This is a genomic window from Paenarthrobacter sp. NPDC057355, assembly GCF_042667405.1.
Taxonomy (GTDB): Bacteria; Actinomycetota; Actinomycetes; order Actinomycetales; family Micrococcaceae; genus Arthrobacter.
Genome location: NZ_JBHVAL010000006.1, coordinates 122431 through 138542, shown reverse-complemented (window position 1 = coordinate 138542; position 16112 = coordinate 122431). Strand labels below are relative to the sequence as shown.

The 16112-nt window shown below is 63.9% G+C and carries 16 protein-coding genes; 6 read left to right on the top strand and 10 right to left on the bottom strand.

Annotated features, from left to right (window positions below; translation table 11 throughout):
• The first annotated feature begins 67 nt into the window (after nucleotides 1-67).
• Complete coding sequence (locus tag ACFUOZ_RS09575) at nucleotides 68-643, top strand: TetR/AcrR family transcriptional regulator (RefSeq protein WP_377547238.1); 576 nt, start codon at nucleotides 68-70, stop codon at nucleotides 641-643.
• Nucleotides 644-667: 24 nt separating this feature from the next.
• Here the strand turns inward: ACFUOZ_RS09575 and ACFUOZ_RS09570 are convergent, their stop codons facing one another.
• Together ACFUOZ_RS09570 and ACFUOZ_RS09565 are read right to left on the bottom strand one after the other, a co-directional pair.
• Nucleotides 668-1360: an SRPBCC domain-containing protein gene (locus tag ACFUOZ_RS09570; RefSeq protein ID WP_377547235.1), complete on the bottom strand. Its 693-nt coding sequence runs from the start codon at nucleotides 1358-1360 to the stop codon at nucleotides 668-670.
• Nucleotides 1353-2003 (bottom strand): ArsR/SmtB family transcription factor, encoded by a 651-nt coding sequence (locus ACFUOZ_RS09565; protein ID WP_377547233.1) that lies wholly within the window; start codon nucleotides 2001-2003, stop codon nucleotides 1353-1355. Before ACFUOZ_RS09565 ends, ACFUOZ_RS09570 begins: the two co-directional genes overlap by 8 nt.
• Nucleotides 2004-2174: 171 nt before the next feature.
• Here ACFUOZ_RS09565 and ACFUOZ_RS09560 point away from each other — a divergent pair, with 171 nt between their 5' ends.
• Complete coding sequence (locus tag ACFUOZ_RS09560) at nucleotides 2175-3107, top strand: RluA family pseudouridine synthase (protein ID WP_377547407.1); 933 nt, start codon at nucleotides 2175-2177, stop codon at nucleotides 3105-3107.
• Here the strand turns inward: ACFUOZ_RS09560 and ACFUOZ_RS09555 are convergent.
• A complete protein-coding gene (locus ACFUOZ_RS09555; protein WP_377547231.1) occupies nucleotides 3104-3637 on the bottom strand; it encodes an O-acetyl-ADP-ribose deacetylase in 534 nt (177 codons plus the stop codon). The two genes, ACFUOZ_RS09560 and ACFUOZ_RS09555, sit on opposite strands and share 4 nt — an antisense overlap.
• 54 nt (nucleotides 3638-3691) lie before the next feature.
• Between ACFUOZ_RS09555 and ACFUOZ_RS09550 the strand changes: the two genes are divergently transcribed.
• The gene (locus tag ACFUOZ_RS09550) at nucleotides 3692-4342 is read left to right on the top strand and encodes a DedA family protein (RefSeq protein ID WP_377547229.1); all 651 of its coding nucleotides are present in this window, start codon (nucleotides 3692-3694) and stop codon (nucleotides 4340-4342) included.
• Here ACFUOZ_RS09550 and ACFUOZ_RS09545 read toward each other — a convergent pair.
• The 4 genes from ACFUOZ_RS09545 to ACFUOZ_RS09530 form a co-directional block, all read right to left on the bottom strand.
• Nucleotides 4339-4644, bottom strand: coding sequence for a hypothetical protein (locus ACFUOZ_RS09545; RefSeq protein ID WP_144661514.1), 306 nt, complete (start codon nucleotides 4642-4644; stop codon nucleotides 4339-4341). The genes ACFUOZ_RS09550 and ACFUOZ_RS09545 overlap by 4 nt on opposite strands.
• 103 nt (nucleotides 4645-4747) lie before the next feature.
• Nucleotides 4748-7546 carry a phosphoenolpyruvate carboxylase gene (gene ppc, locus ACFUOZ_RS09540; protein ID WP_377547225.1) on the bottom strand — a complete coding sequence of 933 codons (2799 nt, stop codon included), beginning with the start codon at nucleotides 7544-7546 and terminating at the stop codon, nucleotides 4748-4750.
• 153 nt (nucleotides 7547-7699) lie between these two features.
• Nucleotides 7700-8611: an ATP-grasp domain-containing protein gene (locus ACFUOZ_RS09535; RefSeq protein ID WP_377547222.1), complete on the bottom strand. Its 912-nt coding sequence runs from the start codon at nucleotides 8609-8611 to the stop codon at nucleotides 7700-7702.
• Between the two features lie 23 nt (nucleotides 8612-8634).
• Nucleotides 8635-10191: a sigma-70 family RNA polymerase sigma factor gene (locus ACFUOZ_RS09530; RefSeq protein WP_377547219.1), complete on the bottom strand. Its 1557-nt coding sequence runs from the start codon at nucleotides 10189-10191 to the stop codon at nucleotides 8635-8637.
• Nucleotides 10192-10475: 284 nt separating this feature from the next.
• On the opposite strand from ACFUOZ_RS09530, the gene ACFUOZ_RS09525 reads away from it, so the two are divergent.
• A complete protein-coding gene (locus ACFUOZ_RS09525; protein ID WP_377547217.1) occupies nucleotides 10476-11105 on the top strand; it encodes a hypothetical protein in 630 nt (209 codons plus the stop codon).
• Between the two features lie 201 nt (nucleotides 11106-11306).
• Complete coding sequence (locus ACFUOZ_RS09520; protein WP_377547214.1) at nucleotides 11307-12134, top strand: DUF1684 domain-containing protein; 828 nt, start codon at nucleotides 11307-11309, stop codon at nucleotides 12132-12134.
• Here the strand turns inward: ACFUOZ_RS09520 and ACFUOZ_RS09515 are convergent.
• Together ACFUOZ_RS09515 and ACFUOZ_RS09510 are read right to left on the bottom strand one after the other, a co-directional pair.
• Nucleotides 12131-13393, bottom strand: a complete 1263-nt coding sequence (locus ACFUOZ_RS09515) for an acyl-CoA dehydrogenase family protein (RefSeq protein ID WP_377547405.1) — start codon at nucleotides 13391-13393, stop codon at nucleotides 12131-12133. The two genes, ACFUOZ_RS09520 and ACFUOZ_RS09515, sit on opposite strands and share 4 nt — an antisense overlap.
• On the bottom strand, nucleotides 13393-14184 hold the full coding sequence (locus ACFUOZ_RS09510) for an SDR family NAD(P)-dependent oxidoreductase (protein ID WP_377547211.1): 792 nt from the start codon (nucleotides 14182-14184) through the stop codon (nucleotides 13393-13395). Before ACFUOZ_RS09510 ends, ACFUOZ_RS09515 begins: the two co-directional genes overlap by 1 nt.
• A gap of 86 nt (nucleotides 14185-14270) precedes the next feature.
• Here ACFUOZ_RS09510 and ACFUOZ_RS09505 point away from each other — a divergent pair, with 86 nt between their 5' ends.
• Nucleotides 14271-15437: a glycoside hydrolase family 76 protein gene (locus ACFUOZ_RS09505; protein WP_377547208.1), complete on the top strand. Its 1167-nt coding sequence runs from the start codon at nucleotides 14271-14273 to the stop codon at nucleotides 15435-15437.
• A 38-nt stretch (nucleotides 15438-15475) separates the two neighbouring features.
• Here ACFUOZ_RS09505 and ACFUOZ_RS09500 read toward each other — a convergent pair whose 3' ends face one another.
• Nucleotides 15476-16069: a YdeI family protein gene (locus ACFUOZ_RS09500; RefSeq protein WP_377547205.1), complete on the bottom strand. Its 594-nt coding sequence runs from the start codon at nucleotides 16067-16069 to the stop codon at nucleotides 15476-15478.
• Between the last annotated feature and the right edge of the window lie 43 nt (nucleotides 16070-16112).

Below are 16112 nucleotides of genomic sequence, written 5' to 3'. Positions count from 1 at the left end.
GCTAGTGGATTCTCAAATCCAGTTTCATAACAGCGTTATGAAACGATGTTATGAAACAATGGGAGACATGGCAAGACCCATCGTCCACGATCACCTCGTCCAGCAACGGCTCCTGGCAGTCACCGCCGATCTCGTCGACCGGGATGGCCCCGCCCGCGTCACCTTGCGCGACGTCGCCTCCGCTGCGGAAACCTCGACGTCGGCCATCTACTCGCTCTTTGGCGGCAAGGCCCAACTGCTCACGGCCGCAATCGACGACGGCTTCCGGTCCTTCGGTGAATCCCAGCGCGAGGCAGCAGCAGGCGGACTGCCGAATCTCGGCCGGGCCTACCGCACCTGGGCCTTGGAGCATCCGGCCCTGTACCGGCTCATGTTCGGCGGCGCACTGGCGTCCTATGTTGAATGCAGCCCGACGCCGGATGTCGCCTCCGACTCGATGCTTCCCCTCGTTGAGGCGGTCACCTCAGCCCAGGGCGCCGGAAGGCTCCGGGCCGGAGACTCCATGCTGATCGCGATGGCCATCTGGGGCCAGGTGCATGGACTGGTAAGCCTGGAGTTGGCACAGATGAACCAGCCGGACACAAACTGGGCGGCCATCTACGACGCCGCCCTTGATGGAGTTGCCCGCGCCTGGGCTCCCTGAGGTACCCAGGCGCGGGACCCGCCCTTAGGCGTACACCTTCTCCAGGAACGCATCCCAGGTTTTCGCGGTCAGCTCCGGGTCTGCCGAACCACTGAAGTCGTGCACGGTCATCCCCACGGGAGCGCCAAAGACGTTGCGGCCAAAGAAGCGGTACATGGCATCTGCGGTACGCAGGCCGAGGAAGTTCTCATCCGAGAAGTCCACCTCGCCACTGAGCCGCCCAACGCCGTCGAGCTCCAGCTCAACCGGGGTACCGGCTGCGCTGCCATCAACAGCCAAAGCCTTCTTCAGCTGCACGAACCCCTCCGGGGTCTGCGAGGAAGCCGGGGCCTGGATGTCAGTGAAAACCACCGGCCGGCCATCGAAGAACTCCAGATACTGGCCCAAGGTGTGCAGGTAGAAACGGGTGTGCTTGCTGGCGCCGTCGTATTGCTCGTCCCAGTTGTCGGCGAAAATCCCGCTGTGGACGTAGTGCAGCTTTGCCCGTCCGCCATCGAGCGGCTCAAGAACGTGCTCGAGTTGGTTGAACCAGCCATCAGGGCCGTCCATCCGCGACACGAGGTGATTCGGGTACTCCTCCACAGTTCGCACGGCAGGCCACTGGTCCGTGGGGAACATCCAGGCCGCGGTATCGGCGGTGACAGCGTTCCATACGCGCTCGGGGGTGCCGGGCAGCTCGGTATCCGCCACGATTTCGAAGTTCCGGTTGTCAGTCATTGCTTTGGTCCTTGTCTGCTGGTTGTTCTGCTGCGGGAGCGGTTTGTGGTGTGGTCTTCAGTGCGGGATGAAGGACGACGACGAGCCGGTGCTTGCGTCCGCCACCCGCCTGGGCGGCGGCACCGCCGTCGTGGTACTTATCGACGAGGCGCGTCACCGCTACCCCGAGTTCTTCCGCGAACGCGGCACGTTCGGCGGCCGAGCGGAAAGTGATTTCGCCGTCGATCGCGAAGCTCGCGAGCTTCTTCTTGGCCGCCGCGGCGCCGGAAATGAGCTTGCCCATTTCCTGGACCGTGCGGGACGCGAGGGCCAGCAGCCAGAACGCCGAAAAGCGGTCCGCGAAACGGCGAGGGTCCGGTGCAACGGAGGCCAGCGCCGTCGGCGAGATCAGGTAGGACGCAGCGGTTGCACGCAGTACACGCTCAGTGACGTTGCCTTTGCGGCGCTCCTCCACCAGCTCCACCAGGCCATGTCGCTCCAGGGCCTTGAGGTGGTAGTTCACCTTTTGGCGCGGCAGCCCCACTTTGGCTGCCAACTGGGTGGCCGAAGCCGGCTCAGCGAGTTCCTGGAGGATACGCGTCCGGATAGGGTCCAGGGAGGCTTCCGCAGCCGCCGCGTCCTCGATCACTTCGATGTCCAACATGCATCCAGTATGCCTACCGACAAATTTTCTTGTCAAGAACTTTTTTCTGTTCGGATGCGGGAACTGTTGCGAGGCCCGCTCTGCGCCCTATGAGCTTCGAATCGGACGCAGAACGGGCCTCACAACCCCGGCAAAGTAGACGCAACCCGAGCAAAGTAGAATTGTCCGGTGATGCAATCCCCCCTCCCCGTGCGCGACGGCGTCAACGCCACCCGCCTCCGCCTTCCGGACGAGGGACCCTGGGACACGGCGATGGACTACATGATGCATCGCTGGGGACACATCGACCCCCAAGGCATCGAGGACCGTTTCGACGCCGGCGAAATCGTGGGCGAAGGCGGCGTGCCCCTGACACGGAGCACCAAGCTGGAGGACCACACCTTCATTTGGTACTACCGCACCCTACCCCCGGAAACCCGCCTGCCCGTGGAGATCAGTATCCTCCACCAGGACGAGCACATCCTGGTCGTGGACAAGCCGCACTTCCTGCCCACCACGCCCGGCGGCACCTACATCCAGGAATCCGCGCTGGTCCGGCTGCGGAACCTCCTGGACCTGCCGGACCTCATCCCCATGCACCGTCTGGACCGCATGACCGCCGGTTTGCTGCTGCTCTCCACCAACCCGGAGACCCGCGGCAAGTACCAGGTGCTCTTCGAAAAGCGCCAGGTCCAGAAGGAATACGAGTGCGTGTCCGCCGCGACGCCCGCCGCCGGCTATCCCGACGTCGAATTTCCGGCCACCGTCCGCAACCGCATGACCAAGTCGCGCAGCTATCTGCTGGCCGAAGTCATCGACGGCGAACCTAACGCGGAGACGCGGATCCAGCAGCTAAGAACGTTCGACGCCGGCACACAGCAGCGCGCGCTGTACCGGCTGGAACCCCATACCGGCAAAACGCACCAACTCCGTGTGCACATGGCATCGCTCGGCCTGGGAATCGTTAACGACGCCTTCTACCCGGAGCTGCTGGACAAGGCTCCGGACGACTACAGCAAGCCGCTCCAGCTCCTGGCCCGCGGCATCACGTTCGTGGACCCCATAACCAAGCAGCCCGTGGAATACCGAAGCCAGCTGGAACTCAGCGAAGCCCACCCCTCCTAAAGCAGCACGGACCGGAAGACCGCCGTCGTGTCCGCCGAGAACAGCACGAACTCCACCAACTCCAGCGGGCCGTCCCCCGTATCGCCCGCAGCAGTGGACGCAAACTGTTCAACGGCGTCGAACGCTACCTCGGCGACCTGGCGGGCATCCCAACCATAGATACCCGCGCTGATCGCCGGGAAGGCAATCGACCGGGCACCCAAGCCGGCAGCCACCACCAAGCTCTCACGGAAACAGGACTCCAGCAGCGCCGGGTCGGTCTGCCCGGCATGCCGGTTGGGCCCCACGGTATGGATCACCCAGCGCGCCGGAAGCCTGAACCCGGGCGTCGCGACGGCAGCGCCCACCGGGAGGCCTCCGGGCAGTTGCGAGCGGCGCAACTCGCGGCACGCCTCCAGAAGCTCCGGCCCTGCGGCCCTGTGAATCGCACCGTCCACTCCCCCTCCGCCGAGCAGCGAGGAATTGGCCGCATTGACGATCGCGTCCACTGAACGAGTGGTGATGTCCCCCTGAAGAATGTCAATGCGCATGCCCACAGTCTCGCGTCCGAGCGGCGGAAGCGGCAAGTGCGGTATTTTGTGCGCATGGACATCACCGCCCCGGAGACATGGGGATCCGCAATCTACCTGTGGATCGTCCCGATTGTGCTGGGCGACGCCATCTTCCCACCGATCCCCTCCGAAATGGTGGTCATCACCGGCGGAGCGCTCGCAGCCGACGGGCACGCCAACTTTTGGCTGATCCTTTTCCTCGCCGCGTTCGCTTCCTGGCTCGGCGACATGGCGGTGTTCATGCTGTTCAAACGGAGGATCAGCCACGTCCTGGACCGGTGGTCGTGGGGCCGCCGCGTCCACCGCGGCATCCATGAAGCGATCGCCAAAGCGGGCCGTTCCTCCACCTACGGTGCAATCATCGGCGCGCGGTTCATCCCGGGCGGCCGACTCGCGACGTCAGCCGCAGCCGGAATCGCCAACGTCTCCGTCCGCGGATTCGGTTTTTGCGCCAGCCTTGGCGGCGTCCTGTGGGCGGTGTGGCAAGTGGGACTGGGCTACTTCACCGGATCAGCCACCAAGCTCCCGTTCTGGGCCAGCTCGCTCATCGGAGTGGGCGTCGGTTTGTTGATTGGCGTGGTGGTAGGCCTGATCGTCACACGGCGGCGCGGGACCCGCTCCCCGGTGGACGAGCCGTTCGACGCCGACGGGTCCGGCAGCGTTGCGCGCCCGGAAGAAAGCTAGACGGGCGACCAGCGTCCACGACTGCGACGCAGCACATACAAGCTGCCGGTAACAGCAACCCGTTCGACGGCGTCACGCATCATTGCGGCCGACGTCAGAGCGTCGTCGTTCTCACCTGCGTAGTCGCGGTCATTCACTGTGAAGCGAAGGCTGATCTGCGGAACGCCGCCCACGATGTCCAACTGGTTCGATTCCACGTGGTGGCGGGTTTCCAGGGCCTCGATCGCTGCGGCCATGACGGACTCCGGAGCGTTTCCCGGTTTGAGGCCAGTGATCTTCAACTTGGTTTGGAACGACGGCATCCCACCACCCTAACGCTCGTTCACATCCCCCGCCCTTAAACGGATCCCTCCCTCACTGGGTGAGGGAGGGATCCGATTTACCGCTTGGGATGTGCGAGAGGGTTTAGCCGGTGTTGCGGAGGCCAGCCGCAACACCATTGACGGTGATGAGCATGGCCCGCTGCAGCCGCTCGTCGATCTCGGAGCCGGAAACGGACTCCTCGCGGACACGACGGAGAAGTTCCACCTGCAGGTAGCTGATCGGATCCAGGTACTGATCCCGGATTTCCAGGGAGCGCTTCAGCGTGGGCTGGGCGTCCAGCAGCTCAATCTCGCCGGTGAGCCGTTCCACCTCGGCCACAGTGAGCTCGTACTCGTCACGGATCATGTGGAACAAGCGGTGCAGTTCCTTCGGGACCAACGAGGAAACATAGTGCCCCGCGATCTCCATGTCCGTCTTGGCCAGGGTCATCTCCACGTTGGAGATGACCGAGCGGAAGAAGTGCCATCGGTCCATCATCTCGCTGAGCTGCCCGGTGTCGCCGGCCTCGCGGGCGGCCTTCAAGCCGGAACCAACTCCGAACCAGCCCGGCACGATCTGACGGGACTGCGTCCACCCGAAGACCCACGGAATGGCGCGGAGACCCCCGAGCCCTGCGCCGGAGTCCGGACGCTTGGAGGGCCGTGATCCGATGTTGAGGGAGCCGAGCTGTTCCACCGGAGTGGAGGACAGGAAGTAGGCCGGAAGGTCGGGATCGTCGATGAGCTCGCGGTAACGGGCAAACGCGGCGTCGGAAATGGTCTCCATGACGTTGGCGTAGCGTTCACGCTCGTCTTCGGAGGTCCGCGGAGTACGGTGCAGTGCCGAGCCCTGCATTACCGCGGCCAGCGAAAGCTCAAGGTTTTCCCGGGCAAGGTCCGGCAGCGAGTACTTGTCCGAGATGACCTCGCCCTGCTCGGTGAACTTGATTTCGCCTTCAAGGACACCGTTCGGCTGGGCCATGATGGCGTCGTACGTGGGTCCGCCACCACGGCCCACGGAACCACCGCGGCCATGGAACAAGCGGACGCGCACGCCATGCTTGGCGGCAACATCGCGCAGCTTGCGCTGGGTCTTGTGGATCTCCCACTGGCTGGTCATCACGCCGGATTCCTTGTTGGAGTCCGAGTAACCGAGCATGATTTCCTGGATGTCGCCGCGGAGCCGCACGAGTTCGCGGTAGGACGGATCGGACAGCAACTGGTCCACGATCTCCGCTGAGGCACGCAGTTCTTCCACGGTTTCCAGCAACGGAGCAAAACCGATCTTGGCGTGGGGTTTTGCGCCGAAGAGGTCGATCAGGCCGGCCTCGCGGGCCAAGACTGCCGCGGCCAGGACGTCGTCGGCACCACGGGTCATGGAGATGATGTAGGTCTCCACCACGTCCGGGCCATAAGTGTGCAGGGCCTGCCGGATGCTGCGGAAGACGTCATAGGTACCGTCAGCCGTGCCCTCAAGTTTGATCGGGTGGCCGGAGAGCGGCCTGCGCGACGCGAGCTCGGCGCCAAGGAATTCGAACCGCTCTTCGCGGGTCAGATCGCCGTACGGCTTTTCAGTTCCCAGCCGGTCGACCAGCTGCCCAACGGCGTCGTGGTGGTAATCGGCGTGCTCACGGATGTCGAGGGTGGCCAGGTGGAGGCCGAAAGCGGCGATGGCCCGGCGGACGCGTGCCAGTGCACCGTCGGCCACCAGTGCTGCGGAGTGGTTCCGAAGCGAGGTTTCCAGGAGTCCGAACTCGGCCAGCAGCTCCGGGGTTGTGGAGTAGTCCCGGCCCGGCTCGTGGTGGGTCGAGGCCGCAATACGCCTGCCCGTGTTGATGAGCTTTGCCTTGATGCACGTGAGCTTGAGCCGGTAGGGCTCCTGGGCGTTCAGTTCCAGGATGCGCTTGTCCAGGCCCGGCAGGTTCTTCAGGTCCACCTCGATCGAGTCCAGCAATTCCTGGTCCGCACCGAACAGGGCAGTCGAGTTGGACAGGACGGAAATCAGGTCATCGATCAGTGCAATGCCGATGCGGACCGCGTTCTGGTTCTGGAGCTGCAAAATTTCGCGGGTCACTGCCGCCGTGACGTTCGGGTTGCCGTCGCGGTCGCCACCGATCCACGAACCAAAACGGAGCGGGGCACCGGCGGCAGGAAGCTTCACGCCGTGTTCGGCAAGGAGTTCCGCGAGGTCGGTGAGCATTTCCGGCATGGCGTCCGTGAGGATGCTGTTCAGGTAATAGATCGCGTTGCGTGCCTCATCCACAGGGGTGGGCCGGACCTGGCGGAGTTCATCGGTCTGCCACATCTGGTCGATGATTTCCGAGAGCTGGCGGTCCTGGCGGCGGCGGGCGGAGGTGCCCTCTTGCGTCGGTTGGGCCAGGACATCGGAGAGTTTCCGGATCTTGTCCAGCACAGAACGCCGGGAAGCCTCGGTGGGGTGGGCCGTGAAGATCGGACGGACGTCCAGCTCGTTGACGACGTCCTGCAGGACCTGGGGACCTGCTTGTCCGGCAATCTCCGACACGGCCTTGGCCAGCCAGCCATCCTTCTCCTGGCGTGTACGCAGGCCACGCACCCGGTGTACTTGTTCAGCTGCGTTGCTGAGGTGGAAGTAGAACGCGAACGCGCGGACCAGGTCGGTCGCCTGCTCAAGTGGCAAGGAGGCGAGCAGTTCGCGGACCTGGGCAACGACGTCGTGCGCGCTCCAAGGGCCCGTGGCGTCAGCGCCGCCCCGCGCTGCTTCCTTTGATTCCTTGGTCAGCAAGCGGACCTGCTCCACGAGTTCGAGCAGTTCCGGACCGTGTTGCCGGACCAGGGACTCCCCCAACAGGGTGGATACGCGACGCACATCGGCGCGCAGTTCTGCAGCGAGGTCGGTGTCTTGATGGGCAGTGTGAACCATGGATACATACCTTCGGGGAGAGGTTGGCCCGTACACTGCGCTGGATACTGTGAGCCGGATTACTGTTGTTTCCTACGGGATCTTACCCGGCCCCAACCCCAGCAAAGAATGTGTCTCAAAATTTGGCACGCGCTGTTGCGTCCGGCCGTAAAGTCACTCAGCTCCTCCCAACACCCGCCCGGCAACGTATCTCTTCATGGCCTGGTGCAGGAGTTCGGGCGCGTACGCACTATGCGGGCCGAACCGCGCATTCACTTCCAAAACCACCGGCGTTCCGTCAGGCATGCGCCGGATGTCCATATCTACGGCCCCCGTCAGGCCCAGGGCCGCAGTGGCCGCGGCTGCGGTGCCGGCGACGTCGGACGCCGACGACGGCTCGAGCCTCCTGACCGAGACGGCACTGCCCCAGCGTCCATACTTGAGTTCAGATTTCTCCAGCACCACCACAACGTCGTGGTGATCGCCTTCAGCTCCACTTCGGTACACCATGGGTGCGTATTCAGTTCCAGTAGCGAAGCGCTGTACAAGCCAGGAATCGTCCAAGGTACGCCAGATGCGTTCAGCGTTCCGGCCGCCGTCGGTATGCCTTTCCAGAACCTGCACTCCCCGCCCGCGCCGCGATACCCGTGGTTTCACCACCAACCATCCGCCCATCCTGGCCATGGCCTCATTCATGGAGCTGAAGTCTCCCGGCAAACCGAAGTCAGGCACGGCGACGCCAACATTGTCCAAGCACTTCATGGTGAGGTATTTATCGTTCGCAATGGAGACCGGCGCAGGGTCTGCAATCAGCATCTCCGTTCCGGGTGCAAAATCCTTCCGGGCCGCTGCGGCGGCCACCAACTCCTCGCTGACCGTCGGAATGACAAGATCGATGCCGTGCGCGGCCACGAGTCCGCGCAGTTCCCACAAGTAGCCGGGAGCGTCCACCGGCGAAACCACGGCCACCGCATCTGCCGCCGAACCATGGACCGGCCGCATATCGACGCCCAGAACCCAGTGCCCCAAATCCCTGAGCTGACGTGACAGCGAAAGCCCTGTTGACCCACCGACACCTGTCACCATTACCCGTACCATCGCGGCTCCCATCAGTATTTGCAAACAAAGTTGGCGGTGGTAAGGCCTGTGCCACTGAGGGAGTAGCTGAGCAGGCCGCCGGAATTGGGATCTCCAGGGACGGATTCCAGATGGAAGTGGAGGTTGCTTCTCTGGACCAAATCCGTCACGCAGGACACCGCGCTGGAATTTATCGCCGAGCACGACCAGCCTGCAGGAGCCGCCACGGGCTCGGCTCCGATCAGGACATCGTTATCCAGCGCCAGCACAACCTTGCCGCTCCCCAAGGGCTCGGTTCCCGATGCGGTGAAAGTGATATCCCAGCTTGAAACGCTTGAGGTCTGCGCGCCGTTACGATTCGTTGTGGTCACCCACTTTGCTGAGCCGCTGACGGCAGCCAACGACGTCGAGCGCGGTTTGGGCGCGGTGGGCGCGGTGGTAGCGGATGGCGTCGGGACCGGCACGGGCGTGGCCTTCGGCTCCGGCGGAGCGGAAGGCACCGGCTGCTCTTCCACGGGCGCAGGCGGAGGAACGGTGGGCGGCGTGGTGGTGCTCGGCGGCGGGGGTGGGGTCGGCCACGGACTCGTCTGTGGAGATACGGCACCCGTTTCGACCGCCTGGGGCTCCGGCGGAGCATCGGGCACAATGAGGTCCACGATTCCCGCGGCACCCAGCACCAATCCGACGGCGGCAGCCGTGGTGAGTGCCATGGCGGCCGGATGTGCCAAGGCGGGTACGGCCAGGAATCCCTTGACCGGCAAAATCCCACCCAGCACCCCAAGCCCGGCCCCTTTTCCCACCCACGCTGCCAGCGGTATGCCCGTGATCAGGGGCAGGAGCACCGCACGCATGGTTCCCTGAACATCTTTCAACTCAGCGAGGGCTGCGGTGCACTGTGCACAACCGCTCAGGTGCCCGCGAACTTTGGCCGCGGCGCCGGTTGCGAGGCCGCCCCGAATGAAGGAGCCGAGCTTCGTAGCGAATTCTGCGCAACTGTCATCACCTTTTTCTGCAACGTGGAACTGCAGGTACTGTCTCCGCAGTCCTTCACGGGCGCGTACGGCCAAGGCGGAGACGGCATTGGCCGACAATCCCAGGATCGGGGCAACTGCCGCTGGTTTCATGCGTTCAACGTCGAGGTACCACAGGACGGCCTGCCAGCGTTCGGGCAACGACCGGAACGCCCGCGCCACCGTGTTGGATTCGAAAGCCTCGACGGCGGCGTCAGGCTCGGCCATGGATTGGTCCAGCAAGGACTCATCACCACTGGGAAGCAGCCTGCCGCTCTTACGATTCTGCTGGTGCGAGAGCCTGGTCACTGTGGATAACAGATATGCCCGGAAGAAGGTGTCGGGCCCTTTGCCGGCCACGAGGCTCCGGAGCACCGATTGGAAGGCTTCGGCTACTACGTCTTCAGCATCGCTTGGATTGTCCACGTTTCGTTTGGCAACGGTGGAGGCGATGGCTACGTGGCGCTCATAAAGGTGGTTGAAAGCCGACATATCTCCGTTGCGGACCAGCTCAATCAGATGTCCGTCGTCGTTGACTCCACGGTTGGATTTGTTGCTCGAGCGTGACCCCCGTGCCATCTAAGCGCCCCCAAAACGTAATGAACCGTGCCCATATAGATGAAGTGGAGGCCAGCAGTGAGTCGTGACGCGATTTTGTCCACAATATTTACGAACGTTCTCTTGGACCTGCGTCGTCACGAAACGGCGTCGGTGGGCACTGTTCCGATATGACATCGTTCCGGACAAAGCCACTTGCCGAATGCGCCTTTCCGCGGCATCTTTTGCTGCGCCGGTGGCAAACCACCAGCTATCAGGCAGGCTGGCGGTTTCGATCCGATTGGTTCCAGCCGGAGGTCCGGACGGTGGTGACCTCCCTCGCCACAAGGGCCGTCATTCCGGCAAACACGGCCAAATCCCTGGGCGCTGCGCGGGCCAGGAATGGCGTGGGCATCAGCGAAACCATGATGGATTTCAGGGCCCTCTTCACGGCGGCGAATCAATCCCTGGACATCGACGCCCTCCAGTCGCTGGCCGAAGGCTGGGCCGAGGCAGCCGAGTCCGCGCCGCCCATTTCCTGCACCGATGTTTATACGGGCCTGGCCACGAAGGCCCATTTCCAACGCCGGATCCACGAGGTATCGGGGTTCGCCGCAGGGTGCCAGGGGGCGTACGCACTGGCGGTCATCTCCATGCCCGGACTTCGTGGAAGCCGCAGCCACTGTTGGACCCAGCTCGCCCTCCTTGGAGATGCCGTCAAAGGACAACTCAGAGGGACCGGGGCAACCGCCATGTACCAGGACTCGGCGGTCCACGTCCTCTTTCCCGTCGGCGAAGAGAATGTGTCCAGGATGGTCCAGTGCAAAGTGGCCCTGGAAGCTGTCGGGGAGGGCGCCCTCGCACCGGTCCGGATCGCGTTCTACCCCCTGGCATCCGATGCTGTTCCGGTGTCCACAGCCAAGCCCCCGGTAGTCTCCTTCTTCGAATCGAACTGAGGATCCGCCGCGTCATGAAGTGACGGGAACTGACACTGACTCTTTGATGGACCACTCCCGGGGCTCTCCGGGCGTGCCATTACACGCGGCTCGCGCTGGCATGGGTTGGGGGCCAGCGCGAGCCGTTCCAAGGGAATGCAACCCGCTGGTGCATGGTTGAGAGGAATGCACACAGCGCGCGACCCTCAGCCTAGGAGAACCATGAGCTCGCCAACCACAGCAACCGACCCCCTGATCGCCCGCTGGGAGCGGTTCCGTGAGGGGCGGAATTCAGCCCTGGCCACTGAACACGGCTGGCTGACGTTGACGTCATTCCAGTGGCTTGCCGCGGAACCGTCTCCGGTGGACCTGGCGCCGGGCCTGTGGTCAACGGACGGAACAACGGCCTTCCTGACGTCGAGCGCCGAGGACGGACTCACGGTAGTGGCCACAGGCGAGGCGGTGGACGGAACCATCAGCGCAGTCCTGGAGGACGAAGAGTCGCTGATGTGGGTCCAGTACGGCGGGACTGACGGCAAGCAGGTCGTGGTGGAACTGGCCATGCGCGCTGACAAGTACGCCATCCGCACCCGCGATGACGCCTCCCCGGTCCTGACGGAGTTCACGGCCGTGCCGACCTACGATTACAACCCGGCGTGGGTCATCAGTGGCCGTTTTGAGCCCTACGAGGAACCACAGGATGTCCCCATCGGCACGGCAAACCCCCTGGTGGACGGCGTGCACCGTTCGGTGGGCGAGGTTGTTTTCCATGTCCCGGGTATCGGGCACGAGATCCGCCTCCATGCCGAGGCGGAAAAGCTTGGCGCGCTCAACGTCACTTTCCACGACGAAACCAACGGGGACACAACTGACGAGTGGCGCAAAGTCTTCATACCCCGCCCCCGGCCTGATGGCTCAGTGGTGATCGATTTCAACCGTGCCATCAACTACCCGAGCGCCTTCACGCCGTATGGCACCTGCCCCATGCCCGTCCGGGGCAACTCGATCGATGTGCGGGTGGAAGCCGGAGAGAAGATTCCCGCAGCCTAGGCGATGGCGGATACGCCCGTCACGGCCCGGCCGGCAATCAGCGAGTTGATTTCGTACGAACCCTCGTAAGTGTAGATGGCTTCGGCATCGGCAAAGATTTTGGCCATCCGGTAATCGCTGACGATCCCGTTCCCACCAAGGATGGAACGTCCGCGGGCCACGGTGTCGCGCATCCGGGCGCTGCAGTAGGCCTTTGCGAGCGCCACCTGGGCCATGTCCGCGCCCCCGTGCCGGACTCCATTGGCGTCCGTGGAGATGTCCTCCTGCAGCTGGGCAATGCGAACCATCATTCCCATGCTGGCAACTGCGTTTCCGAGCATTTCCACAAGGTTCTGCTGGACCAGTTGGAACCTCGCCAACGGACGACCGAACTGCAAACGTTCGACGGCGTACTGCCGGGCGACGTCGAAGGCGGCCAATTGCTGGCCTACTGCCTGCCAGGCGACCATGATGCGCGATCCCCGGAGCAGGTGGTTGGTGTCGGCGAAGCTGTTGATGCCTGAGAACCGGTCTGCCTCGGCAACGTGCACGTCTTGGAAGACAATATCCGCGTTCTGCACTGTCCGCAGGGCTATCTTGTTCTCGATCCGGCTGCGGGTAATGCCTGGCAAGGACGCGTCCACAATGAAGGCACGCATGGCTCCGTCGGCTTCATCCTTGGCCCACACCAGCATGTAATCGCAGAACGTCCCGTTGCCGATCCAGCGTTTGGCGCCGTTGACCACCCAGTAGTCACCGCCGTCGGAGGCTGGTCTTTCCACCCGGCGGGCGGTGGTTTCCATACCGCCTGCAACATCGGAACCGTGATCCGGTTCGGTGAGGGCGAAGGCCCCTGTGGTCCGGAGGTTCGAGGCGTCGTCGAGGTAGCGGTCCTGCTGGGAGTCGCTGCCGAAGTCGTACAGGGACTCTACGAAGAGATCGTGGTGGACCATGAAGAAGGTGGCGATCGAGGTGTCCACACGCGTCATCTCGGCGATCACGAGCCCCGCGAAAAGGTGCGTGTACCCGCGTTGGGCAGGGGCGCTGAGCCGGAGCGCGGCGAGTTTGGGCAGGATGTGCTCGGGGAATTCCGCCTTCTCCCACCATTGCCCGGCGTACGGTGCGATCTCGGTGGTAAGAAAGGCCCGGAGTTCGTTGAGTTTCCGCTGTTCCTGCACACTGAGCAGCGATTCGAAATCGAAGAAATCCGCCGTGGGCAGGCCTGCCACCGAGGCGGGCACGGAACCGGCTGGGACGGGCGCACCGCTGTAATCACCCATCATTTGATTCCCATCCGGATAGCGCCATCCAGGCGGATGGTCTCGCCGTTCAACATGGCATTCTCCACGATGTGGGCGGCCAGGTTGGCGTATTCCGCGGACCTGCCAAGGCGTGCCGGGTGGGGAACCTGCTGTCCCAGCGAGTCCTGCGCCGCCTGGGGAAGTCCGGCCATCATGGGGGTCTCAAAAATGCCCGGCGCAATGGTGTCCACCCGGATCAGCGACCGTGCCAGTTCACGTGCCAGCGGAAGGGTCATGGCGGCAACTGCCCCCTTGGAGGCTGCGTATGCAGGTTGGCCGATCTGGCCTTCGAAGGCAGCCACGGAAGCGGTGTTGATGATGACTCCGCGCTCAGGACCACCCAGCTCTGTTGAGACGGGCTCGGTTTCCGCCATGGCCGCGGCGGCAAGGCGGATGACGTTGAAGGTGCCGATGAGGTTGATCTGGATGACCTTGTTGAAAGTCTCAAGGGGCAGTACGCCGTCCCGCCCAAGAACCTTGCCCGGCGTCGCAATACCGGCGCAGTTGACCACGATGCGCAAGGGGCCCAGCGATGATGCTGTGTCCACCGCGGACTGTATCTGGGCTTCGTTGGTGACATCAGCCGGGGCAAAGACAGCTTTGCCGCCGACGCTTCGGGAATTCAGTTCCGCCGCGTAGGCCTCGCCCGCCGACTGTGGCAGGTCCACCAGCACCACCGAGGCCCCGGCGTCGAACAGTCGCTTTGCCGTAGCGGCCCCCAAACCTGACGCGCCGCCAGTGACCAGGGCCACCGTGCCGTTGATGTCCATCCATCCTCCTTGATGCCGAAATCCGTTAATGCATGTTAACTGGAATTGTGAGCCAGCGCACCCCGGCTCCCCGCTAGGCTGGGTCCATGTCCAGCAGCACCGAGCCGTCAACGAACCCCAGCGAGTGGGCCGCCCGCGCCAACCAGGCGGCCCGTTCCGTGACCCGCAGCTTTGGCAGGCGGCTCCTGTTCCTGCCCGGCACCCATATCGGGGCCATCACAATTCCCGGCAGCAGCGCCCGCAGCCTTCTGGGTCCGTGGCATTACTGGTGGCAGGCGCATTACGTGGACTGCCTGGTGGACGCCGGTCGCCGGGAACTCGCCACGGGAACAAGGTTCGACGGCGAGTCCCGCCCGAGCGCAGGCCGGCTCGCTTCACGGCTGGTCACCACCATCCGGCTACGGAACCTGCTGAGGTTCGAGAACCATTACTACGACGACATGGCGTGGCTGGCCCTCGCAACGCACAGGCTCGAAAAGCTGGCGGAGGAAACCCGGAAACCGGGCCGACGTCGTAATGCGTACATCCGGAAACGGTTGACCCTGCAGTTCGACTCAGCCTCCACCGACGACCTCGGCGGCGGCACGTTCTGGAGCACCAAGAGGGACTTCAAGAACACCCCGGCCACCGCTCCTGTGGCCCTTTTCTATGCCCGGACCGGCCACCGCGAGCGGGCGCAGGCACTGGTGCAGTGGCTCAACTCAAGGCTCCTTCATGCCGAGCGGGGCGTTTACCAGGACGGGATCCGGATCCGGAACGGGGCAACAGTCTTGGAAGAGGCCGTGTACACGTATAACCAGGGACCCATCCTCGGGGCTTTGCTGGAGCTCGGCGGACAGGAAAACCTTGACCGGGCCGCACGACTGGTTGACGCCGTCGCCCGCGAGTTGACGGTGCCGGGCACGCGCGTGATCCGTGGCGATGGGACCGGCGATGGCGGCCTCTTCACCGGCATCCTGGTCCGCTACCTGGGCCTGGCGGGTCGGGACAACCGGCTGCCCGCGACAACACGCGAAACAGCGAAGGAGATGGTTCTTTCGACGGCCGCGGCCTTCTGGACGGGCCGCCGGGAAGCACCGGAACTGGCGCGTAGCCGGGCAACGGGTAACCCTCCGTTACTCTTCTCCCCCGACCCGCTTCGGCCTGCGACCGAAACATATCCGGCGGGTACCGGCGTCGAACTTTCCACCCAGCTGCAAGCATGGATGACTTTCGAGGCCGCCGCCACGCTTGCCCCAACTAACTCGCAGTAGTGGTTGTTATGAGGCTTCAAAACAACCACTACTGCCAGTCAGTTGGGTTTCTTGCGCTGCGGGTACGGCGTTTCGTGCCGGGCAAGCATCTCCACGAAGCCGGCGATCTTCCGCGCCCGGGAATCGGCCCGCTTGACCAGGTTAGTGCGATGAATCAGGGCGAAGCGGTTCTGGGAGGTCAGGACGTCGAACATTGCCTGGGCCTCGGGGACAGCGGCGATTGCTTCTGCGAGGTCATCCGGCACAACTGAGTCCGCGGGGCCGGCGTAGGCAGCTTCCCAGCGGCCATCGGCTTTGGCGGCATCGACGGCGGCACGACCGGCGTCGGTCATCCTGCCTTCGGTTTCCAGCCGGGCGATGTGCCCCACATTCCGTGCGGACCAGATGCTGCGGCGGCCGCGGGGGGTCATGCGCTGGAAGTAGCTTTCGGCGTCGCGGCTCCTGGACTGGCCGTCGATCCAGCCAAAGCAGAGGGCCTCGTCAAGGGCGGCGTCGTAGTCCAGTTCCGTGACGTTGCCGCCCTTTTTGTGCAGGACCAGCCACACGCCGGGACTGTCCGCAGCATGCTCGGAGAGCCACGCGCGCCACGCGGCACCGTCTTTGACGATCATTTCCTCAAGCTCGATGGGCATGGTCCCATTCTGCTGTGGAAGGGACGGGCACGGATACGGCCAC